Source organism: Pantoea sp. PA1 (assembly GCF_056856975.1).
In genome coordinates, this window is the sequence record NZ_JBXGEE010000001.1 from 1,672,349 (window position 1) to 1,693,813 (window position 21,465).

General features: G+C 55.0%; 18 protein-coding genes, 1 tRNA gene and 1 pseudogene. 11 read left to right on the top strand and 9 right to left on the bottom strand.

From position 1 onward, the window contains the following. Positions 1-2: 2 nt before the first annotated feature. The 3 genes from AC1V0D_RS08245 to AC1V0D_RS08255 are packed head-to-tail and all read right to left on the bottom strand — an operon-like array spanning position 3 to position 2,573. Positions 3-764 carry an amino acid ABC transporter ATP-binding protein gene (locus tag AC1V0D_RS08245; protein WP_009089382.1) on the bottom strand — a complete coding sequence of 254 codons (762 nt, stop codon included), beginning with the start codon at positions 762-764 and terminating at the stop codon, positions 3-5. Next, a complete protein-coding gene (locus tag AC1V0D_RS08250; RefSeq protein WP_009089381.1) occupies positions 757-1,680 on the bottom strand; it encodes an amino acid ABC transporter permease in 924 nt (307 codons plus the stop codon). The genes AC1V0D_RS08245 and AC1V0D_RS08250 overlap by 8 nt, the downstream gene beginning before the upstream one ends. After that, positions 1,677-2,573: an ABC transporter substrate-binding protein gene (locus tag AC1V0D_RS08255; RefSeq protein WP_009089380.1), complete on the bottom strand. Its 897-nt coding sequence runs from the start codon at positions 2,571-2,573 to the stop codon at positions 1,677-1,679. The genes AC1V0D_RS08250 and AC1V0D_RS08255 overlap by 4 nt, the downstream gene beginning before the upstream one ends. Positions 2,574-3,217: 644 nt before the next feature. Between AC1V0D_RS08255 and AC1V0D_RS08260 the strand changes: the two genes are divergently transcribed. Continuing rightward, positions 3,218-5,140, top strand: coding sequence for a methyl-accepting chemotaxis protein (locus tag AC1V0D_RS08260; RefSeq protein ID WP_482907231.1), 1,923 nt, complete (start codon positions 3,218-3,220; stop codon positions 5,138-5,140). Positions 5,141-5,350: 210 nt separating this feature from the next. On the opposite strand, the gene AC1V0D_RS08265 is transcribed toward AC1V0D_RS08260, so the two are convergent. Then, the gene (locus tag AC1V0D_RS08265; RefSeq protein WP_009089378.1) at positions 5,351-5,611 is read right to left on the bottom strand and encodes a hypothetical protein; all 261 of its coding nucleotides are present in this window, start codon (positions 5,609-5,611) and stop codon (positions 5,351-5,353) included. Between the two features lie 224 nt (positions 5,612-5,835). Here AC1V0D_RS08265 and AC1V0D_RS08270 point away from each other — a divergent pair, with 224 nt between their 5' ends. After that, a complete protein-coding gene (locus AC1V0D_RS08270) occupies positions 5,836-6,534 on the top strand; it encodes an RluA family pseudouridine synthase (protein ID WP_265138963.1) in 699 nt (232 codons plus the stop codon). A 16-nt stretch (positions 6,535-6,550) separates the two neighbouring features. Here the strand turns inward: AC1V0D_RS08270 and AC1V0D_RS08275 are convergent, their stop codons facing one another. Further along, the gene (locus AC1V0D_RS08275) at positions 6,551-7,090 is read right to left on the bottom strand and encodes a DUF2058 domain-containing protein (protein WP_046102161.1); all 540 of its coding nucleotides are present in this window, start codon (positions 7,088-7,090) and stop codon (positions 6,551-6,553) included. A gap of 139 nt (positions 7,091-7,229) precedes the next feature. Between AC1V0D_RS08275 and AC1V0D_RS08280 the strand changes: the two genes are divergently transcribed. From AC1V0D_RS08280 to AC1V0D_RS08290, 3 genes are all read left to right on the top strand, one after another. Then, on the top strand, positions 7,230-7,862 hold the full coding sequence (locus tag AC1V0D_RS08280) for a TetR/AcrR family transcriptional regulator (protein ID WP_009089375.1): 633 nt from the start codon (positions 7,230-7,232) through the stop codon (positions 7,860-7,862). Between the two features lie 83 nt (positions 7,863-7,945). Further along, a complete protein-coding gene (locus AC1V0D_RS08285; RefSeq protein ID WP_482907232.1) occupies positions 7,946-9,328 on the top strand; it encodes a D-arabinono-1,4-lactone oxidase in 1,383 nt (460 codons plus the stop codon). Between the two features lie 8 nt (positions 9,329-9,336). Beyond that, positions 9,337-10,167 (top strand): glycosyltransferase family 8 protein, encoded by an 831-nt coding sequence (locus AC1V0D_RS08290; RefSeq protein ID WP_009089371.1) that lies wholly within the window; start codon positions 9,337-9,339, stop codon positions 10,165-10,167. Between the two features lie 68 nt (positions 10,168-10,235). Here the strand turns inward: AC1V0D_RS08290 and AC1V0D_RS08295 are convergent, their stop codons facing one another. Further along, positions 10,236-11,357, bottom strand: a complete 1,122-nt coding sequence (locus AC1V0D_RS08295; protein WP_482907233.1) for a Gfo/Idh/MocA family protein — start codon at positions 11,355-11,357, stop codon at positions 10,236-10,238. 333 nt (positions 11,358-11,690) lie between these two features. On the opposite strand from AC1V0D_RS08295, the gene AC1V0D_RS08300 reads away from it, so the two are divergent. After that, positions 11,691-11,766 (top strand) — tRNA-Asn (locus AC1V0D_RS08300). Positions 11,767-11,928: 162 nt separating this feature from the next. Here AC1V0D_RS08300 and AC1V0D_RS08305 read toward each other — a convergent pair. Beyond that, positions 11,929-12,894: pseudogene (locus AC1V0D_RS08305) on the bottom strand (helix-turn-helix domain-containing protein). Positions 12,895-13,795: 901 nt separating this feature from the next. Between AC1V0D_RS08305 and AC1V0D_RS08310 the strand changes: the two are divergent. Genes AC1V0D_RS08310 through AC1V0D_RS08330 form a run of 5 tightly spaced genes read left to right on the top strand, consistent with a single transcriptional unit; the run spans position 13,796 to position 19,302 of the window. Beyond that, on the top strand, positions 13,796-15,403 hold the full coding sequence (locus AC1V0D_RS08310; RefSeq protein ID WP_482907234.1) for an ABC transporter substrate-binding protein: 1,608 nt from the start codon (positions 13,796-13,798) through the stop codon (positions 15,401-15,403). A gap of 53 nt (positions 15,404-15,456) precedes the next feature. Then, the gene (locus AC1V0D_RS08315) at positions 15,457-16,416 is read left to right on the top strand and encodes an ABC transporter permease (RefSeq protein WP_140925560.1); all 960 of its coding nucleotides are present in this window, start codon (positions 15,457-15,459) and stop codon (positions 16,414-16,416) included. After that, positions 16,416-17,363 (top strand): oligopeptide ABC transporter permease, encoded by a 948-nt coding sequence (opp4C, locus tag AC1V0D_RS08320; RefSeq protein ID WP_181405400.1) that lies wholly within the window; start codon positions 16,416-16,418, stop codon positions 17,361-17,363. Before AC1V0D_RS08315 ends, opp4C begins: the two co-directional genes overlap by 1 nt. Further along, on the top strand, positions 17,360-18,340 hold the full coding sequence (locus AC1V0D_RS08325; RefSeq protein WP_325936135.1) for an ABC transporter ATP-binding protein: 981 nt from the start codon (positions 17,360-17,362) through the stop codon (positions 18,338-18,340). Before opp4C ends, AC1V0D_RS08325 begins: the two co-directional genes overlap by 4 nt. Beyond that, a complete protein-coding gene (locus tag AC1V0D_RS08330; RefSeq protein WP_426607633.1) occupies positions 18,337-19,302 on the top strand; it encodes an ABC transporter ATP-binding protein in 966 nt (321 codons plus the stop codon). Before AC1V0D_RS08325 ends, AC1V0D_RS08330 begins: the two co-directional genes overlap by 4 nt. A gap of 18 nt (positions 19,303-19,320) precedes the next feature. Here AC1V0D_RS08330 and AC1V0D_RS08335 read toward each other — a convergent pair whose 3' ends face one another. Both AC1V0D_RS08335 and AC1V0D_RS08340 read right to left on the bottom strand, forming a co-directional pair. After that, complete coding sequence (locus AC1V0D_RS08335; RefSeq protein ID WP_482907235.1) at positions 19,321-20,529, bottom strand: MFS transporter; 1,209 nt, start codon at positions 20,527-20,529, stop codon at positions 19,321-19,323. Continuing rightward, entirely contained in the window at positions 20,526-21,389 is an 864-nt protein-coding gene (locus AC1V0D_RS08340; RefSeq protein ID WP_482907236.1) for a hypothetical protein, read from the bottom strand. The genes AC1V0D_RS08335 and AC1V0D_RS08340 overlap by 4 nt, the downstream gene beginning before the upstream one ends. Between the last annotated feature and the right edge of the window lie 76 nt (positions 21,390-21,465).

Consider the following 21,465-nt stretch of genomic DNA (forward strand, 5'->3'; position numbering starts at 1 on the left):
GCTCAGAGCACCGTTGCAATAAAGTTTCTGACACGTCCATTGTCCGGATCGTCGAGTACCTGCTGCGTCGGGCCAGCCGCCACAATTTTGCCGCCCTCCATAAAGACAATATTGTCTGCAACCTCCCGGGCAAAGCCGATTTCATGCGTGACCACGACCATGGTGATCCCGGAATGCGCCAGCTGCTTAATCACCTGCAGGACCTCTCCCACCAGTTCAGGATCAAGCGCGGATGTCGGTTCATCAAACAACATCACGCCCGGATCCATCGCCAGCGCACGGGCAATCGCCACACGCTGCTGCTGACCGCCAGAGAGATTCTGCGGCCACTCCGCTTCGCGCCCCGCCAATCCTACCTGCTTCAGCAGCGCCAGTGCTTTACTGGTCGCCTGCTGGCGGGACTGCTTTTTCACCCGCATCGGTGCATCAATGATGTTCTGCAATACGGTGCGATGCGGGAAGAGATTGAACTGCTGGAACACCATGCCAATCCCGGCACGCTGGCGCGCAACCGCACGGCTGCTGAGTTCATGCAGCGCCTGGTCTTTCTGTCGGTAACCCACCATCTCGCCATCAATACGGATAGTGCCGCCATCCAGTTTTTCAAGATGATTAATGCAGCGCAGCAGGGTGGATTTACCGGAGCCGGAAGGTCCCAGAATCACCGTGACCGATCCGGCAGGAATATCCAGATTTACATCGTCGAGGATGGTCACACCGGAGAAACGCTTGGTGACCCTGCGCAGGGCGATTGCTTCAGCCATTGCTTACGCTCCTTTGCGTTTTCGGCAGTGAAAAGCGCGGCATAGCCAGCCACGCACGACGCTTTTCACGCCGCGTGACGCTACGCCCAAAGTAACGCTCCACATAGTACTGGCCCACCGACAGCACCGAAGTCATCAGCAGATACCACAGCGTCGCGACCAGCAGGAGCGGAATCACTTCATAGGTGCGCTGATAGATAATCTGCGCTGAAAACAGCACATCCTGCAGAGAGATAACGGACACCACTGCGGTGGTTTTCAGCTGGCCGATGATTTCGTTGCCCGCGGGGGGCAGAATGGCACGCATCGCCTGCGGTAACACGGTGTGACGAAAAATCTGTGCCGGGCGATAGCCCAGCGCGCGCGCAGCTTCAATCTGGCCATTGCCTACGCTCTGGATACCGGCACGCACAATTTCTGCGGCATAAGCGGATTGATGCATCACCAGGGCGATGACCGCCGCACTGAAGGGGCTGACCAGCGCGTTAGACTGCGCGCTCCAGATCTCTCCCAGCCCCGGAATGGCGAGTGCGATTCGGGGGTAGAGTGCGGCAATGTTGTACCAGAGAAACAGCTGCACCAGCATCGGAACGCCGCGGAAAAACCAGGTGTAAGCCCAGCTCACTGCGACCAGCACCGGATTGGATGAGAGGCGCATCAGCGCCAGCAGCGTGCCAAATGCAAATCCCAGCACCACCGAAATTGCGGTAAGCTGCAGTGTCATCAGCACCCCCTGCAGAATAGAGGGAGCCGTAAAGTTTTCTGCTATCACGCCCCACTCAAAACGGGGATTGTTCACCATAGAATGCGCCATCGCCGCCAGGCATAACAGCACGACCAGCGCACTCAGCCAGCGTCCGTAGTAGCGTTTACCGACGATTTTCAGTTCGTTGGTATGGTCCTGAATTTCACTCATTTAAAAATCTCTTCGTTGCGACGGGCTTCGGTCACGGCACCAAAACCGATGCCCCACTTATCGAGGATTTTCCGGTAGCTGCCATCTTTAATTAAGGAGTTCAGTGCGGCCTGCACGGCGGGTTCCAGCGGCGAAGCTTTTGGAAACGCGACAGAGACCGGGGCATCGCTGACGGTGATTTCTCCGCTCATGGTCAGCGGTTTGATGACGTTAACCTGCCACAGCAGTCCTTCATAAGGCCCCAGGAACATCGGAACACGCCCGCTGACTACGGCCTGCACGCCCGCCGGGCGATCCGGGAAAATCGCTACTTTGATCGGCTGTTTACCGGCCGCCTCGCAGGCCTTGCTGGCTTCCTCCAGCCGCGTGACCTGCGTGGTGCCGGATCCCGCCCCCACCTCTTTCCCGCAGACATCGCTGAGCGATTTGAAAGGCGTAATGCCGGCATCTTTTCGCGCAATAATGCCGAGCAGGCTGGCGTTGTAATAACCGACAAAATCGATCTGTTTCAGACGGGTCGGCGTGGCGTTGATGTTTGACAGTGCCACGTCGTATCGTCCGGTTTTCAGACCGGGAATAATATTGTCAAACCCACCAGTGTCACGCCACTGCACGGCAATGCCCAGACGCTCCCCTACCGCATTCATGATGTCAATTTCGCGACCGGCGAGGGTTTTGTTGTCTTCTTTGTAAAATGTTGTCGGCGGTGTATTGGGGTTAGTGCCTGCGATGATGTAGCCACGTTTAAGGAAATCATCAGGTATCAGGCTTTTCAACGCCGGATCGGCGCTGACATGCAGACTGATTTCGGTCGGAACCGAAGGTTCGGCAGCAAAGCTGGTGTGTGCACCGATCGCGAACGCGAAAAGGGTTATGCCTTTTGTAATTTTCACTGGAACCTTTCTCCTGATAATTAAAATGTTCCCCCAGAGGGAAAAATCATCGTGATTTATTGTCAGTCCTGAAGAGCGGATTAACTCTGCTCTTCAGCACTATTATCATCCTCTTAACCTTCTGTTCTCATTCTCAGTGAAGACAGACAGCGATCACAAATGCTTAAAACGGCAATATTTTGCTGAAATCCGGCAATGCAGAGAGTCGGGTGGGTGTGCAGAAAGTGACAGGCAAGGAATAATGGCCAACCGTGAATACCGTAGTGAGTCAGACAGTCAAAAGAGTGAGCATGAACAGCATTGCATTGATCACTGCTGTGCAACAGATTCACCTCTGCTGGTGACTGATACTTTTTAAGGTTTAAATAAATTGATCTTAATCAATAAAGTCTTCTTCAGTTAACGTAAAGAAATTTTGCGCAAACAATTCTGTTTTTAATAATGAAATCAATATTTTTTACAAGCAACCCCAAATTAGCAGGCTTATTATTCCCTTTAAAAACAATGGAACTCTAATTAAGAAGATAAACTGAAATATATAATTTTTATTAAAGCTTCACCCCACCCTGACGATAAGAAGAAGATGACAGAGATTATTTAATCGCCTCTCTCCCGCTTCAGAAACCTCATTAAAGGTGAAACTTATGGGCCTTGCTCAACACATCTCCGGTATTAAAATTGGGAAAAAACTGGGTGCCGGTTTTATCATCGTCATCGCCGCCTCTCTGGCTATTACCTGGCTCGCTTTCGATTGCTTCAGTCGTATCAAAGATAACTCGGCACGACGCACCATCACCGTTCAGATGGTAAACACCTTAAGTAATGCGCGCCTTAACCGCACGCTCTACCAGTACACCAAAGACCCTGAATTTGCTGCCCGTAACGTACACGCGCTGAAGGAGTTGGATACGCTGTATCAACGCCTCAGTGGCTTTCAGTGGGACGAACTCGGTCAGCAGAAAGTCGCGCTGATGGGGCAGTTGCTTAACGATTATCAGAAGCAGCGACAGAAATTTGTCACCGCCGCACAGACCACATCTCACGTCTTTGATGCCATTAAACCGGACGCCCTGATTGCCCTTGCGCATCAGTCGGAGTCGCTGGATCTGGCACTGACCCCTGATGCCGGATTACCGGTCATACGTCTGGCCGCCGCGCTGTTTGATGCCGCAAACATTGAACAGGCGTTCCTGGAAAAACCGTCTGAGGCCAGCAGAGCGTCGGTTGTTGAGGAGTTCACGGCGATCACCACGCTGAGTGAGCAGCTGGACAGCTTTGCACAGCCTGCAATTAACGAGGTGTCCCGCACGGTTCTCAGCACCCTTGCGCAGCAGCGCGAGGCGTTAATGCGCTATGTCGATGCTGCAGAGAAAGAGAAAAGTGAGTCGGCGGGTCTGACCACCAGCGCTGAGCGTCTTAATGCGGCGGTTTCCGATACATTCGCTTTCCAGTCGCAACTCTCTGCGGAATTTATTAAACAGGCAGAGTGGCGCATTGCCTTTGCCGCACTGATTTGTGTGGTACTGAGTCTGCTGATCGCCTGGCGGATCACCCGCAGCATTACCCAGCCTCTGAAAGAGACGCTGAGCGCCGCGCAGCGTATTGCCGGGGGAGATTTAACCACCTCGCTGACCACAACACGTGGCGATGAATTCGGTCAGCTGATGCTGGCGGTCGATGCCATGAACAGCAGCCTGCAGAACATCATCACCAACGTGCGTGACGGCGTCAGCAGCGTGGCACGTGCCTCAGCGGAAATCGCAGCAGGCAATACCGATCTCTCCTCCCGTACAGAACAGCAGTCTGCGGCCGTGGTCCAGACCGCAGCCAGTATGGAAGAGCTGTCGTCGACGGTTAAACAGAATGCGGAAAATGCGCATCATGCGAGTCAGCTGGCGACAGAGGCGTCAGTGAATGCCGGTCGTGGTGGCGAGATCATCCGTGATGTGACGGTGACAATGAACAACATCAGCCAGAGTTCGGGCAAAATTGGTGAAATCATTCACGTCATCAACAGCATCTCCTTCCAGACCAATATCCTGGCGCTCAACGCCGCGGTCGAAGCCGCACGTGCCGGTGAACAGGGACGCGGGTTTGCGGTGGTCGCGGGTGAAGTGAGAAATCTGGCACAGCGCAGCGCGCTGGCGGCCAAAGAGATTGAGACGCTGATCCGTGAGTCACTGGACCGGGTCAGTGAAGGGTCCGGATTTGTAGAACGCGCAGGGTCCACCATGGATGATATCGTCCGCTCCGTCAGTCAGGTGAAAGATATCATGGGCGAAATCGCTGCGGCCTCGGACGAGCAGAACCGGGGGATCTCCCAGATCGCCGTGGCGATGGCAGAGATGGACACGACGACCCAGCAGAACGCCGCACTGGTTGAGGAGTCCTCGGCCGCAGCGAGTTCACTGGAAGCACAGGCAGAGGAGCTGGAAAAAACGGTGGCGGTCTTCCGCCTCTCTGGTGCTCAGCACGCCGTCAGCCGCCCCGCGCCGGCTTCAGCGCCTCGCCTTGTACCGGCCGTGCCGCTTAAGGCTTCTGCAGAGAGCAGCTGGGAAAGTTTTTAACAGGGTATCGTCTGGCCAGTCCTGATCAACAGGGCTGGCTGCGCGATGATCGTTCAGGCTGAGGGGAGATCAAAAGGGTCTGGCGAGAGGAGTGTCGTCCATGACAGTTTCTCCGGCCGGTATACGCTTTCGCGCAACCTGTGAGGTTATTCGCTTCGTCGTTTTCCGGCCGGAGCCGGACTACGTCCACTGGTGTCAGTTCAGTTACAGCTAGTTCAGTTCGTCGTTCAGGCCTGTAAGTGTCTGCAGATACGGCACCTGTTGCTGGGCAATCGCCGGAGACGTAAAACTGCTCAGCCAGCTTCTGGCCTCGGAGATTTGCGTCAGCCGGTCGGGGTTGCTCTCGGATTTCGCCATGTATCCCAGTTGAGTAAAGAGTGATGCGATACTGATTTCTTTCTCACCCAGGGCAAGGCTCAGTGCCGCTTCGCCAATAATTACGTGGCCTTTCTCGTCGTTTTGAATTAACACAGAAAATCCTCCATTGGTACGAATTGAAAACAACCTCACCAGAGACTGTAGTCGTAAAAGGGAGAACTGCCCGAATTTATCACTAAAAATCGCGCAAGTTGCTGAACAAAATACTAAATGTTTTTTTGGCATCCCTTCAGTTTGTCTCTGCCCTGACAGGCCGGGAGTCGTCACTCAACACGCAATCGGTTATGATCCTCTGCCCTTCATCGTCCGGTTTCACTATGTCTGCCATTATCGATACGTTTATTGCTCCGCCCTGCCATGACGAGATCACCTTTCTGTTTCAGGATGATCATCTGCTGGTGGTGAATAAACCCAGCGGGCTGCTCAGCCTTTCCGGTAAGAATCCGCAAAACCTCGATTCAGTGCATCACCGGCTGGTCAGACTGTTTCCGGGCTGTACGCTGGTGCACCGGCTCGATTTTGGCACTTCGGGACTGATGGTCGTCGCGCTGAATAAAGCGATCAACGCGGCGCTCAGTCAGCAGTTCAGCCAGCGCAGCGTGAGCAAAACGTATCAGGCGCTGCTGTGCGGCCATCTGGCTGAGGATGAAGGTGTGATTGATGCCGCCATCGCGAAAGATCCGGCGCAGTTTCCCCGCATGACAATCTGCCCGCTTAAGGGCAAGCCTGCGCGATCGCGCTTCCGGGTTATCGCGCGCGGCCACTGGCAGGGACGAGAAGGAATGGAGGTGGCGGCTACACGGGTTGAGCTGACGCCGGAAACGGGGCGTACCCATCAGCTGCGCATTCACTGTCAGCAGCTGGGGCACCCGATTCTGGGCTGTGATCTCTATGGCGGGCAGGTGCTGCCGGGCGCTGAGCAGGCGGAGAGGCTGATGCTGCACGCCAGTGGATTAGCGTTTACACATCCGGTCAGCGGTGAGCCTCTACACTTCTCAGCCGCCAGCCCCTTCTGACTGCCTCAGTCCGCGGTTACCACATTAAGTCGTCCGGCACTTTGAAATCGGCATAGGGATCATCTTCGTCCTGCACGTCTTCGCTCAGTGCGCTGTTCAGGACGATAGCACTGGCATCACGCTGGGCAATTTTATCCGCCACGCTGGCCGGGATGATGGCGTACTGGCTTTCGCCATTTTTGTCAGCAGTCAGGCGGGCAATGGCGAGACGGCCGTTAATCAGCTGGGTCTGCGTCAGCTTATCCACCACGATTTTTTTAATCAGGTTGTTGTCGGTAAAGTTAAAGCTGATGTCGCCTTTTGCCACCTCGATTTTGTTCATTTCGATCAGCTGTTTGACCTGTGCTTTGTACTCTTTCGACAGGACGGCCAGTTTCTGCTGCTCATTAAGTTGCTTATCGCGCTCAAGCTGCGCTTTTTTGTTGTCTTCGACCGCCGCTCTGGCTTCACGCGCCTGAACCCGGGATTTCTTCGCTGTGCGCTGAACCTTATCCATTTTTTTGCTGGATACCAGGCCTGCTTTCAGCATCTGCTCTTGTAAGGTGAGTTTTGTCATTGTCGTCTCTGAATCTGTTAAATATTGTTCAGGATTATACCTGTAATCTTTCGGGCTGTGCCAGGCTGACGCCGCGATTGCGGGCTACGCCTCAACACTGTGCTACCATTCCCCGGTCAGAATCACCTTATTGAGCACCATGTCCGAAATTACGAAACGCAAAAATGACCCGGAAGGGCTGAAAAAACGCATCATCGCAGGCGCACTGAAAACCTTCGCAGAGTTTGGTATGCAGGGTGCCAGACTGGAGCAGATCGCCGAACACGCTCAGACCACTAAACGCATGGTGGTCTATCACTTCGGCAGCAAGGAGCAGCTCTACATCGAAGTGCTGGAGCAGGTCTATCAGCAGATACGTGCGCATGAAACCGACCTGAACCTGGCCGCCATGACGCCGGAGCTGGCCATGACCCGCCTGGTGGAAGCGAGCTTCGATTACCACGTTGCCCATCCCGACTTTATGCGGCTGGTCTGCAGTGAGAACCTGCTGCGCGGTCGCTACATCACGCAGTCACCGCAGATTAAAGCGCTTAACCGCAGCGCGCTGGATCTGCTGGATGACATTCTTGCCCGCGGTCAGCAGGAGGGCGTGTTTATCGCCGATGTGCAGACCATCGACGTTCATCGTCTGATCAGCAGTATCTGTGTTCATCACGTCTCAAACCGCTACACCTTCAATGCCCTCTTCAGTCCGGATAACAGCGAAGAAGAGAGTATCCGGCGCAATCGTCAGCTCGCTGTCACCGCCACACTGCGCTATATCCGCAAATAATTGCTCACCGCTCTGGCTCCGCTTACTCATGGTCTACGCTTAGTAAACATTCGTCATTAAATTGCCATAAAAGGAACGCTGTTGTGAGCAGAGACGCACGCCTCTATCCGCTTCGCCAGACTCATGTTGAACCCGATGATGATGCGCTCTGGAACTGGGCGCAGAACGCTAAAATCGGCAGCCGTCATCAGGTTCAGCGCCCTGCCAGCGAAGCGGAATTACAGAAGCTTATCCGGGAGTCACGCGGCCAGATTCGGGTCATCGGCAGCAAGCTCTCCCCCGGACGGATGCTGCACGTCAGTGAAGATGATTTACTGCTCGACCTCAGCGCGCTCAGCGGTCAGCTCGCCAGCGATGAGGACAGCGTGACCTTCGGGGGTGCCACCCCGCTGGAACAGGTTTATCGCACCCTGACCCGCATGAACCGCATGCTGGCGTCGTCGCCGGGTGTGATTGCCATTCAGACCCTGGCAGGGGCAATGGCCACCGGCACGCACGGCCAGGGATTGCAGCAGAGTTCGATTGCCGATGAAGCACTGGCCATCCGCATGGTGCTGGCCGACGGCAGCGTGCGCGAGTTTGTCCGGGGCGACGCGGATTTCCCGGCAGCTCAGGTCTCTCTGGGGGCGCTGGGTATTGTCACCGCCGTGACGCTGCGCACCGGGCCATACCGCATCTTCACCTGCCATAAGAATGCGGTCTCTGCCGATACGCTGGAAGAGGATCTGCTGCGCTGGAACAACGACTACCCTCTCAGCAAAGCCTGGTGGTTCGTTGACGACAATCTGATGCATGTCTGGAACGCCCATGAAGCCAGCGAGGAGGAGCGCCAGCGCTATGAGCAGCAGGGGCGCAAAGTGGTCGAGCATGAGGGCGAGGCGGATGACAGTCTGAACGAGACGATCGATCAGACCCTGGCGCACATGCACCGCGATACCCAGATTCAGGGGAAAGGCGGCAAGCAGTTTCGCACCGTGACCCGTTTTCGCGACTTCACGGATGTTACCGGTGACATCTATCAGCTCTTCTGCCGGGGCATTGCGGTGCCACAGATCAACGTGGAGATCGGCGTCCCGCTGGCAAAAACGCCAGCCATCATCCGCCGGATAAAGCAGTGGTATGCAGAGAACCGGCCGCATATGCACTACCCGATTATCCTGCGCTGCACCGGCGCCTCCTCGGCCTGGCTCAGTCCGGCCGCCGATCAGCCCACCTGCTTTTTCGGCTTTGTCGTCTATTACGCCGACGATGGTTCGCTGTCGCAGGAGGGACTGCACTTCCTGACGGAAGTGGAGAAACTGCTGGCCGAAGAGGGAGGACGCCCGCACTGGGGCAAATATTACGATGAAGAACGCTACAACTGGCGTGAGATCTATCCGCAATGGGACGCCTTCCGCGCCCTGCGCAGCCAGCTCGATCCACAGGGACGACTGGGTAACGACTACATCACGCCACTTTTTGACTGAGGAAAGCCATGTTTGCCTGGGTAACGCTGTTAACACAACCCGATTATCTGGTGGGCGTACAAGCGCTGCACCGTTCGCTGCAACAGAGCCACAGCCAGTGGCCACTGGTGGTGATGACGACTCCCGCCATTTCTGAGGCGGACTGTCAGCGTCTGCAGGATGCAGGCTGCGTGATTGAGCCGGTTGAGCCACTCTATCCGCGTGAAGATCTGGATCAGCACTACGCCTCGGCGCAGTTCGGCGAGGTCTGGACCAAGCTGCGCGCCTGGCAACTGACGGACTATGAGCGCGTCGTTTTTCTGGATGCGGACATGCTGGTGCTGCAGAACATGGATGAGCTGTTTACCCTGGATCTGGGTGATAATCTGCTGGCGGCCTGCCACGCCTGCCGCTGCAATCCCAACCAGATCGCCTCCTATCCGCCGGAATGGCAGCCGGAGCAGTGCCACTACACCTGGCAGGCACGCGGTGAGACAGCACCACAGAGCGTGGATCTCTACCTCAACGGCGGTTTTCTGGTGCTGAAGCCCGATAATGCGGTGTTTGAGGCGATGGAAAAACGTATCGCCGCCATTGATGACCTGAGCGCCTATCCTTTCTCGGAGCAGGATCTCCTGAATGAAATCTTTGCCGACCGCTGGAAGCCGCTCTCTTATATCTACAATGCGCTGAAAACGCTGCCGTTTCAGCACCGCGGGCTCTGGCAGGACGATGAGGTGAAAAACCTGCACTACATACTGGCCAAGCCGTGGAAGCGCGATCTTAACCAGCCTGAGAGCCAGCGCGATCGCTTCTATGCGCTGGATAAGCTGTGGTGGGAGAAAAGCGGCCTGATCTGATTTTAAAGGGCGGGAAACTCTCTTCCCGCCTTGTCCCCTTCTTATCTGACAGCCTTCCTGATCTGCCGTTACACTTCCACCCAGCGCCGCTGCTCAGCAGAGTGCGCGATCGCTTCCAGCACCTTCTGCACCTGTAACCCCTCGGCAAAATCGGGCCACATGCGGTCGTCCGCCGCGATACCGTTAATCAGATCGCGGACCTCCACCGTTTTCTGGTCGTTAAAGCCGATGCCATGTCCGGCTGAAACACAGAAGTTCGCATAGTCGGGATGGGCGGGTCCTGTCAGGATCGTTTTAAATCCCTGTCGCCCGGCGGGCTCGTCATGCAGATAAAGCTCAAGTTCAGCCATGCGCTCCTGGGTGTAACGCAGCGTGCCTTTGGTCCCGGTCACAACATAGGTCAGGCCCATTTTCGCGCCGCAGGCGATACGCGAGGTTTCAATGACGCCGTGCGCGCCATTGCGGAAGCGCAGCAGCGCACTGGCCTGATCTTCGTTTTCCACCGGTAACTGACGTCCGGGCGCTTTCGGGTCGGGTCGTGCGGTAATGACCGTCATCATGTCACCGCTGACTTCCGCAATATCACCGACCAGATAGTGCGCCATGTTGACGATATGCGCCGCCAGGTCACCCAGCGCACCCAGCCCTGCCAGCGCTTCCTGACAGTGCCAGTCGAGCGGTGTCTCCGGTCTGGCAAGATAATCCTCGTTATGCGTGCCGTAAAAATGGATCACCTCGCCAATTTCTCCGCGGGCAATGATCTCTTTCGCCAGCTGGCTGGTCGGGTTCTTCATGTAGTTAAAGCCGACCAGCGTTTTCACCCCCGCCGCCTGCGCAGCGCTTACCATCTCCTGCGCATCCGCCACGCTTAAAGACAGCGGTTTTTCTGAGTAGACATGCTTGCCGTGGCGTATCGCCGCCAGCGCCATCTCTTTGTGCAGAAAATTGGGCGCACAGATATCCACCACATCAATGGCGGGATCGCTGACCAGCTCGCGCCAGTCTCCCGTAGAACGCGCAAAGCCAAAGGTGGCTGCCTGACGGGCCGCCAGCTCTGGATTTACCTCGGCCAGCATCTCCCGCACGATCTCACCTTTCAGCGCAAACACGGTCGGGGCCTGAGCATAAGCAATCGCATGGCAGCGCCCGATATAACCACTGCCGATCATGCCAATTCGGACTTGTTTCATTTCAGCTCCGGATATTCATTTCAGGGTTAAAATGAAATCTACGTTTCGTTTTATCTGCTGACAAAGGCGTAATGAAAACTTTGTGACGGCAGTAAAAAACTATCCGGGCAAACCACGCCTCGTGCCGCCTGGCAAGAGAGGCAGAACGGTAAAACACCTCATAAATACCTCAGTCTGCCGCACGGGCTGTGACACCCCTGTTCAGCGTCTGACGGACTTCTTCTGGTTTATTAAACGCCGCACTGGCGACTATTTCAGCAGTCGCGCAGATTTATGAAAAAGAGCTTTGACATGGCTCAGCGTGGCCGTTACTATGCGCCCCGTTCAAACGATTCCTCTGTAGTTCAGTCGGTAGAACGGCGGACTGTTAATCCGTATGTCACTGGTTCGAGTCCAGTCAGAGGAGCCAGATTTAAGAAGCCTGCTTACGAGCAGGCTTTTTGCTTTTCAGCATTCAGAGATCATCAGCACCGGGTTGCTCCGACACCATGCATTAACCTGCCTGGATGCGCAGCGGCGCGGTGGCGGCAATCAGCCAGATGCTGCGCCAGAGTGGTGTTGAGATAACGCATCACAAACTTTGCTTTTCCTTTGCCAGCAGGGAGCGAGGTGAGACGCCAAAGGCTTTGCGGAAGGCGTGGCTGAAATGAGAGAAATCAGAGAAGCCGAAATCCAGTGCCGCCTGTGACACACTTTTTACCTTTCCACGTTCGATAGCCTCGCGGCTTGCCCGCAGTCTCTCCTGCCAAATCACTGCCATCGGCGTTTTTTTATGGCGGGCGAAAGCGCGCGTGACGGTACGAACGGAAACGTGGTGTGCCCGTGCCAGACTTTCGATGTTCAAATCAGGCTCGACAAGTTGCCGCCTGATGTAATTCATCATGCGGGCATAGAGATCGCGCTCAGCACTGACGTTGTCAGGATCCTGCAATTCCAGACTCAACACCAGTAGATCCAGCAGCGTCTGGGAGAAACGACCAGAAATTTCCGGGTTGTCCAGATAGCTGGGCATTACCGTCGCCTGACGCAGCATTTCACGCAGCGGGATCACGCCGGGGCGGCGGTCATCCAACACCACAGCAGTGAGGTTTTCAATCCCCGGCAAACGACCACTCAGCAGATGTCGCGGGACCCGCACCAGATGGTTATCGTGTCCACCCAGACTGAAACGGAAAGTCTGTGCGGCGTCGTAGAGCACCAGACTATCCGCCACCAGCGCCGCCTTGCGTCCACCCTGCTCAAGCTGGCCGTATCCTCCCTACATATAGCCCAGCCACAGATCATCATCGGGGCCTTGTCTCAGATATCGGGCGGTGCGATCACAGCGGTGCAAAGGTGCGGACAACGAACAGATATCCACCATGCCCACGCCACGCACCGCAAGCCGGGCGTCAAAGTCGACCCCTGCTATGGGCACGCTGGCTGCCGGAATGCAGTGACGTAACACGACGTCGTTCCAGTATTCGAAGCGGCGTGACTCGGCAACGCCAACGGTCGAATAGTGGGTGCTGCCCGCAGACTGCATGAAGCTATTCATACTTGCTCACCTCGCGACGTGAATCCCGCATAAACAACAGAAACATGTTCAGAGGCAGCAACTATCGTGTCAGCAGGGCGATTCCCCCTCCCTCTCCCACGCATTTCTTCACTAACTCACTCAAAACAGGCCTTAAAACCTGTCGTCTCAGCTCGCCTGCCATCCTGTTGCTGGTGGCGTCGGAGAGCGGAAGCCTGACTCCAGGCATGTGCATTTGCACTAAGACGGAGCACCATGCTATGGAATTTTCAGGCTTCGCGCCCGTTGTCCCTGCCAGCCAAGGCCTTCTGATTTAGATTGATTATCAGCCAGTTATGGCAAAGTCGATACTGGTCTGGCATCCGCACAAATTTCCCACAACCCATATTCAACAAGTTTTTGTAAGAGTCTTTTCTGTGAATGATATTAAATCCCTTTGTCTGACACCTTTCACTTAAGCATTCTGATTTTCCAAATCTCCTGGTCTCTATCTTTTGATCAATCCCGAAGATCTACGTCTCTGGGAGCTCAGAACTCACACATCTCACGCATGTTGGGGCCGTATGACATCCACGAAGAAAGCCAGCGGCAAATTGCGGTATCGCGGCTTCCAGCCTGACGCATTAAATCAGCATGGACGACTGAACTTTTCCACGTACCGTAACATTGATCTGAGTCGCATCCTGATAATAGAGAGAATTACTCCCAAGCTTATCCATAAATAACATAAGGACATTTTGTTATTTGTTATAGCGTTTGATTGTTAGACACCGGATCAGGGTGAGATTAATTTTCAGTTTTTGTAAATGCACATTGCCATTATATTGTTGAGGGATCTCTTTTGGTCAGTTTAATAAACAAACAAAATATTCAGTTCAGACTTAAAATAGCACTCTTCAGCAGCCTGACAGCCTTCAGCGCGATGACGTTTGCCGAAGACGCCCTTAAAGAAGGCATTACCCCGGCCACCGATTCCAGCCAGATTCCGGCAGCGGCGAAACTGCGCAAAGATACGGTGGTGGCAGGCATTTCTGAACCTCAGGGGATTTTTAACCCTTACTTTTTTGTCAACGGCTGGGATGAAAATGTCACCAACGTTATTTTTTCACGCCTGATTGACTGGAACAGCCACGGCAATCTGGTGCCGGGTCTGGCAAAAAGCTGGACGGTAAGCCCGGATAACAAAGTCTATACCATCAAGCTGCGTCCTGATTTGACGTTCAGCGACGGTTCCCCACTCACTGCCAAAGACGTCGCCTTTACCCTTACCGTCCTGTACGATCCGAAATATGATGGCGACACCGACATCACCCTCGCGAATATAGCCGGGGGCGCGGAATATAAAGCAGGAAAAGCCGACAGTGTCAGTGGCCTGAAAGTCATTGATCCTCTCACGCTACAGATCACCACCACCCAACCTGGCGCAACCACACTGGCAAAAATTGGCGGGCCGGTGCTGTCGGAAGCTTATTACGGCAAAGGCTATCAGCGCGGCAATCTTGACTATCTGCGTACCCTGCATGGCAAACCGCTGGGCAATGGTCCCTATGTCTATGATAAATATATCCCCGGGCAGGAAATTCGCTTTCATGCCAATAGCCACTTTTATCGTGGCACACCGCCGACGCCTCGTTTTATTTATCGCGTCACAAACCCATCAACCAATTTCCAGTTGTTCCAGACCGGTGAAACGGATTACGACGCCTTTACGTCACGACCGGATGATATTGAACAGCTGAAACTGCTCGGCTTTGCCAATATCAACCTCTACGGGTCCAGTGATTACAGCAAGGTCGAGTTCAATGTTCGTCGCCCGGCGTTGCAGGATGTGAAGGTGCGTCAGGCACTGATTTATGGGCTGGATCGTCAGAAGCTGATCGATGTGGTGTACCAGGGGTATGGCAAGGTTGCCGTGGAACCTATCGCACCCATCTCCTGGGCGTATAACCCGGATGGCGTGAATCCCTACAAATACGATCCGGCACAGGCGAAAAAGTTGCTTGATGAGGCGGGCTGGAAACCCGGAGCCGATGGTATTCGTGTGAAGGACGGAAAACGTCTTGAACTGACCTTACTGGCGAGCAAAAAGGTGCTGAACGACGCGCTCATCCCGATCGCTAAAGAGAACTGGAAACAGATTGGTGTGCTGCTGAAACCCCAGGTGGTGGACTTCAACGCCCTGATGGCCCAGCGCAAGGCGGGCAATTACGACCTGGCATCCTTTAGTACCAGCACGCTCAACGATCCGCATGATGGGGTATGGGATTACTACAGCACCGAGGCGAAGGAGTCCGGCTATAACAATCCGCAGGTGGATAAACTGATTAATGAAGGCAACGCGGTGCTGGATGTGGCCCAGCGCAAGCCGATTTACCATCAGCTGTACAAAGTGCTGGCAGATGACCCACCGGTAATTCTGCTCGGCTATCGCCAGATCCTCTCCGCCAGTAGCGCCCGCGTGACCGGCTTTAAACCGGATATTTATAACGGCCTCACCGGCAGTCTGCCGGACGTCAGAATCGTTAAATAACCTTGCCAGCTGTTCAGCCGTCAGGACTGCCTGACGGCTGATATGAGAATACCATGCGAAATTTTATCCTGAGGCGGCTGCTGAACACCCTGCCCATGCTGCTGTTTGCTTCCTTTATCATCTTTATGTTATTTGCAAAGACACCCGGTGACTTTATCGATGGCAACGTGACGCTGACTGCAGCGCGCGCGGCCGAACTGAAAGCGATTTATGGCCTTGACCAGCCCCTGTTCACCCGCTATCTGCACTGGCTTGGCCAGCTGTTAAGGGGTGATTTAGGGTTTTCTCTGCAATACCAGATCCCTGTGACTCAACTGCTCAATCAGTATGTCTGGAATTCATTTCTGCTCGCCAGTGTCGCCCTGGTGTTTTACTGGGGGATCGGCCTGGCCGCCGGTATCGCGTCTGCACTCAGACCCAACGCGTGGTTTGATCATCTGGTCAGCGTGCTGGTGTTTGCCGCGATGTCTTTTCCGACCTTTTTTCTCTGCCTGCTGTTAATCAAATGGTTCGCGGTAGATCTGCACTGGTTGCCGGTCGGCGGCATGACCAATACCGGAAGTGATGACAGCGGCTGGGCCTATATTGTCCAGGTGGCGGCCCACCTGATGTTGCCGGTGCTGGCACTGGTGATGCTGCAGGCGGGCAGCCTGACGCGTTATTTTCGTGCCAGCATGCTCGACGTCATCAAAATGGATTTTATTCGTACTGCCCGGGCAAAAGGTTTGCGCGAACGTAAAGTGATCATGAAACATGCATTACGCAATGCGCTGCTCCCCATCATTACCCTGCTTGGTTTTGAGCTGCCGGGCCTGTTCTCAGGTGCCATTATCACCGAAAAGGTCTTCAACTGGCCGGGTGCGGGGCATATTCACATCGATTCGCTCGCTGCCCGAGACTATCCGGTGCTGATGGGCTTTACGCTGTTTCTGGCAGTGTTAACTATCCTTGGCAATCTGCTCGCCGACGTGCTTTACGCGTGGGCTGACCCACGTATTCGGGTGAAGTCATGATGGTCCGTTCACTTTTTTCCACGCAACGCCGCCTGCGCAACGCGGTGATCCCGGCGCTGGCGCAGGCTACACCCTCACCCTGGCGCCAGGCCTGGCGGGTATTACGGCGCAACCCTCTGGCGATGGTGTGCCTGGTTTTACTGATTATCATGGCGTTCTGGTGCGTGCTGGGGCCGATCTGGTCGCCGTGGCAGGATGACACCACAGATGCGCTGATGATCAACAAACCGCCAGGGGCGCAGCACTGGCTGGGAACTGATTTTCTCGGGCGGGATGTCTACACCCGTCTGCTCCTTGCCGGGCGCATTTCACTGACCATTGGCCTGCTGACGATGTTGCTGTCGGTGACGCTGGGTTATCTGCTTGGTGCCGTGTCGGGCTACGCGGGTGGCCTGACCGACAAGCTGATCATGCGTCTGGCCGATCTGGTCATGACCATTCCCAGCCTGCCGCTGCTGATTGTCGCTGGCGCCATGCTGTCAGAGCTCGATTTCTCCGCGGATGCGCGCATCTATATGGTGGTTATCATGCTGAGTCTGCTGGAGTGGCCCAAACTGGCGCGGCTGGTGCGCGGACAAATCCTTTCGCTGCGCGAGCGTGATTTTATGCTGGCAACGCATGTGCTGGGCCTGTCCTCACGTCGCCGTTTGTTTGGTCACCTGCTGCCGAATACCATCCCGATTCTGGTGGTCATGGCGACAATGGCGGTGGCAAACGCCATTCTGAGCGAGTCTGCGCTGAGCTACCTTGGTCTTGGCGTCGTCCCGCCAACCCCCTCATGGGGCAACATGATGGATGCCGCTAATAGCCTGATCGACTTCCAGCGTCGCCCGTGGCTGTGGATGCCACCGGGCATCGCCATCTTTGTCACCGTGGTTGCCATTAACGTACTGGGGGATGGTTTGCGTGATGCGCTCGATCCCCGCATGAAACGGAGCCTGAAATGAGCCAGCCGCTAATTACCTTTGAGCAGTTATCCGTCTCCTTTGCCTCGGAACATGGCCGTGTGCAGGCCGTGCAGGAGGTCTCTTTTACCCTCTATGCAGGACAGACACTGGGTATCGTGGGCGAATCCGGCTGCGGCAAAAGTGTTACCGCCATGTCGTTGATGGGACTGTTGCCGCCGCAGGCTGCGCGCATTGATGGCGGAGCCATCCGCTTCCAGGGGCAGGATCTGCTCACACTCAATCCTGCCAGGATGGCCGACCTGCGCGGCAACCAGCTGGCAATGATTTTTCAGGAACCGATGAGTGCCCTGAATCCGGTGCTGACTATTGGCGAGCAGCTGTGCGAGCCGTTGATTCGCCATCGGGGGGAATCGCCTGAAGCCGCCTGGCAGCAAGCGATCGCGCTGATTAGCCAGGTCGGACTGGCGCGCGCCGGAAGTCTGATGACCAGCTATCCGCACCAGCTTTCCGGCGGCATGCTGCAACGCATTATGATTGCGATGGCACTCAGCTGCCAGCCGAAATTGCTGATCGCTGATGAGCCAACTACCGCGCTGGATGTCACCGTTCAGGCCCAGATTCTGCGTCTGCTGCGCGATCAGGCCCGTGCCAGCCAGATGGCACTGATGCTTATCACCCACGATCTGGGCGTCATTGCCCGTATGGCTGAGCAGGTAGCAGTGATGTACGCCGGGCGGATTGTTGAATATGGCCCCACCGCAGAGGTATTGCGTGATCCGCTGCATCCTTATACCCGGGGGCTGATCGCGTCCCGACCGGTTCCCGGCGAGCGGCGACGTCGGCTCTACTCCATCCCCGGTCAGGTGCCGGACCTTGCCGCGCTGCCCGCATTCTGCGCTTTTTTTGATCGCTGCGAACGCGCCAGCGAAATTTGCCAGACAGGCATACCGCCGCTGGTGGGGCAAACGCGGCAGGCCGCCTGTTTTCATCGTGAAAAAGTGGAATCTTTCGCATGAGTGATGAGTACATGATTGAAGTGGATGCACTGAAAAAGTACTTCCCGATACGTGATGGCCTGTTTGGTCAGGAAACCGGACAGCTGCGCGCCGTTGACGGTGTCAGCTTTCACATCCGCCCGGGCACCATCTTCGGTCTGGTCGGCGAATCCGGCAGCGGCAAAACCACCGTAGGTCGGACATTGCTGGGGTTATATGATAAAACCGCTGGTACGATTAAGTACCACGGACAGGACCTGTCGACGCTGACGGCGCGGCAAATGCAGGCGCTGCGCCCCAAAATCCAGCTGGTGTTTCAGGACCCCTACAGCTCACTCAATCCACGTAAGCGTATCGGCGATGCCATTGGTGAGGCGCTACTGGCACACAAACTCTGCACCAGAGCGGAGTTATATGACAGAGTGATCGCGGTGATGAAGATTTGCGGACTGGCTCCGCAACATTACCCGCGTTTCCCACACGAGTTCTCGGGGGGGCAACGCCAGCGCATTGGCATTGCCCGGGCACTGATTCTCAACCCGGACTTTATTATCGCCGACGAGCCAATTTCAGCGCTGGATGTCTCCATTCAGGCTCAGATTATCAACCTGTTTTCCGATCTGCGTGATAACCACGGCGTTACTTTCCTGTTTATTTCACATGACCTCGGTGTAGTGGAACATCTTTGCGATGACGTAGCGGTGATGTATCTCGGGCAACTGGTGGAGACCGCCAGCCGCGATGCCCTGTTCAGTCAGCCGCTGCATCCTTACACGCAGGCGCTACTGGCCGCCGTACCAACGCTCGACCCGCAAAATGACCCCCCCGAGGTGATTAAGGGGGAGATTCCGGATCCGTCACGGCCACCCTCCGGCTGCCGCTTCTCGTCACGTTGCCCGCGGGCGGAAGCACAGTGCCGCGAGGCAGTGCCTGAGTTACGAGAAGTGTTACCCGGGCACCAGGTGGCGTGTCATTTAATTTAACAACATCAGACGCGGGATTCAGGAGCCTCTGGCTGTTACCACCCTGTTTTTCTGGCGAATGCCGGTAAGGTATAAAGCACATCCCAGCAGGGCGAACAGAATCAGTAAATAGAAGATGGCAGATGGCGGGATAAGATGACTATTGAGCAGGTAGCCGAACAGAATCGCGTTAGCTCCGCCCCCTAGCATTGCAATATTTTGCACACCGAAATAGGCCCCTTTCATATCGTCTCTGGCAATAGAGTCGATAAAAAGAAACTCCGACGGCACAAGCACCACCTCGCCTAATGAAAAAAGTACGGTACCGACAATCCAGAACAGGGTCAGCTCAGAGACGTGATAGAAATATGAACCCATCACCAGTAATCCGGTTCCGATCATCACGCTAAATACCATATTTTTTCGGGTAATCTTTTTGCCAATAACGTACTGCAACAGAATGACCGTTGCTGCGTTGATACTGACAATCAGCGTAATTAACCTCAGCGCTTCTGCCTCGCTGACCACATAGCCCAGATACTGCGATAAATACGTCGCAAAACGGGCATAGACCAGTGCACTGAACAGCCCCCCCAGGGTAAAAAGCTGCAACCGATAATCGCTGATTAACACGCTGACTGTCTCCCTGAGGCTGGTTTTCGGCCCGTTAACGGGAGAGGTGATGTGCAGATGCGCATCGTAACGTCGGTAATAGAAGCTGAGTATGCAGAGCGAAATAAAACTCAACCCTGCGGACAGCCACATCGGCGCATGTACGGCATAGTGACTGGCAAGAATACCGAGAACCGGCGCACTGCAAAAAGCGATATTGATCAGGGTATAGGTAACAGAAAAGGCGGCGCCCCGTTGGTTCTCAGGCAGTAAGCCTGACAGAAGCGATTTCACTGCGAGGTGCATGGTCGTGAAGGCGACCTCAATCATGACCAGTAAAATAAAAACCTGAATGAAATGTTGGGCCCGCGTTAATAAGCCATAGACAATAACCGAGATGAGCGTCGCCAGAAAAAGCGACCGCTGAGGAGTGAAGCGATCAACCAGCATGCCGCACCAGACACCCGCCACCGTGGCGATCACCAGACTGCCTCCCAGTGCATAGCCTGTCATCAGCGGATTAAACTGCAGCGTCTGTGAGAGATAAATAGGGAAAAACGTGAAGGTGAGTGCTCTGCTGAAATGTAATATGAAATCCAGAATAAAGAGCGGCCATAAAAAGGCAGTCCTGATCATAGTGGCATTGCTCCTTCAGATAATAAGGTAAGACTTTCCAGCGCGGCAACACGGTCAACGGGATGTCCCAGCGTTTCAAGTGTGAGCGCTAATGCATTCACCAGGCGAAAAACATTTTCTGCACGACACTGTTCACCCATCTGACCAATACGTAACAGCGGTGAACCAAATGACGCTGAGATCTCAATCTTATGCTCTACAAGAAGATGTTCAATCAGATCTGGAGAGGCTATCCCGGCAGGAAGAAAAAATCCGACTACCGCATTTAATCTGGTCACTTCCGGAGCTGCCAGAGCCAAGCCCAGCTGAAGCAAAGCGTGTTGCAGGCCTCGTGAACTGTTGCGATGACGAATGATGCGAACAGAAAGAGTTTCGGCGTTTAACAGGCGCAATGCTTCATGCAGGGCAAAGATGGATTCCCCAGCCTGTAGCTGGACTATTCGGGTTAGCGCCACCCAGGCGGTAAGCCCTGTTCCCCCCAAAACACTCAGCCAGGCCCGTAAAGGCACGCCCTCAATGGGTTGGATTACTCTGACCTCATCAGGTTTTACCTGAGCATAGGTGCGCCAGCCCTCTCGATGAAAAACCCAGTCACCCGGCACAAGACGCGGGGTAGCAGACTGGACCACCTGCCCGATCGTTCTGCCTTCCAGCGGCGTATTCAGTTCCCAGTCTCCATCCATGCACTCTCTCATATAAGGGTCGACTGAAAAATGCACATTTTTGACCCAGGCAGCCCCCTCCTCCAGCGGTTCCAGAGGTTGCTCAACAAAGCGAAAATGCTCAGCTAACGGCTCGCCATTCGGGCGAGAAACCTGATAGACAAAGGTGTTCGTTGCTTCATACCGATCCTTACTCATAACCGCACATCCATCAGCTTTGTTAATAATAATGTCACCCTATTCCCTTAAATCTCCTTTTCCAAAATACCGATTA

What these genes read in the sequence shown, in the direction of transcription:
- AC1V0D_RS08245 (WP_009089382.1), bottom strand. Translation starts at nt 764, where the DNA reads ATGGCTGAAGCAATCGCCCTGCGCAGGGTCACCAAGCGTTTCTCCGGT.
- AC1V0D_RS08250 (WP_009089381.1), bottom strand. Translation starts at nt 1,680, where the DNA reads ATGAGTGAAATTCAGGACCATACCAACGAACTGAAAATCGTCGGTAAA.
- AC1V0D_RS08260 (WP_482907231.1), top strand. Translation starts at nt 3,218, where the DNA reads ATGGGCCTTGCTCAACACATCTCCGGTATTAAAATTGGGAAAAAACTG.
- AC1V0D_RS08270 (WP_265138963.1), top strand. Translation starts at nt 5,836, where the DNA reads ATGTCTGCCATTATCGATACGTTTATTGCTCCGCCCTGCCATGACGAG.
- AC1V0D_RS08275 (WP_046102161.1), bottom strand. Translation starts at nt 7,090, where the DNA reads ATGACAAAACTCACCTTACAAGAGCAGATGCTGAAAGCAGGCCTGGTA.
- AC1V0D_RS08280 (WP_009089375.1), top strand. Translation starts at nt 7,230, where the DNA reads ATGTCCGAAATTACGAAACGCAAAAATGACCCGGAAGGGCTGAAAAAA.
- AC1V0D_RS08290 (WP_009089371.1), top strand. Translation starts at nt 9,337, where the DNA reads ATGTTTGCCTGGGTAACGCTGTTAACACAACCCGATTATCTGGTGGGC.
- AC1V0D_RS08295 (WP_482907233.1), bottom strand. Translation starts at nt 11,357, where the DNA reads ATGAAACAAGTCCGAATTGGCATGATCGGCAGTGGTTATATCGGGCGC.
- AC1V0D_RS08310 (WP_482907234.1), top strand. Translation starts at nt 13,796, where the DNA reads ATGACGTTTGCCGAAGACGCCCTTAAAGAAGGCATTACCCCGGCCACC.
- AC1V0D_RS08315 (WP_140925560.1), top strand. Translation starts at nt 15,457, where the DNA reads ATGCGAAATTTTATCCTGAGGCGGCTGCTGAACACCCTGCCCATGCTG.
- opp4C (WP_181405400.1), top strand. Translation starts at nt 16,416, where the DNA reads ATGGTCCGTTCACTTTTTTCCACGCAACGCCGCCTGCGCAACGCGGTG.
- AC1V0D_RS08325 (WP_325936135.1), top strand. Translation starts at nt 17,360, where the DNA reads ATGAGCCAGCCGCTAATTACCTTTGAGCAGTTATCCGTCTCCTTTGCC.
- AC1V0D_RS08330 (WP_426607633.1), top strand. Translation starts at nt 18,337, where the DNA reads ATGAGTGATGAGTACATGATTGAAGTGGATGCACTGAAAAAGTACTTC.
- AC1V0D_RS08335 (WP_482907235.1), bottom strand. Translation starts at nt 20,529, where the DNA reads ATGATCAGGACTGCCTTTTTATGGCCGCTCTTTATTCTGGATTTCATA.
- AC1V0D_RS08340 (WP_482907236.1), bottom strand. Translation starts at nt 21,389, where the DNA reads ATGAGTAAGGATCGGTATGAAGCAACGAACACCTTTGTCTATCAGGTT.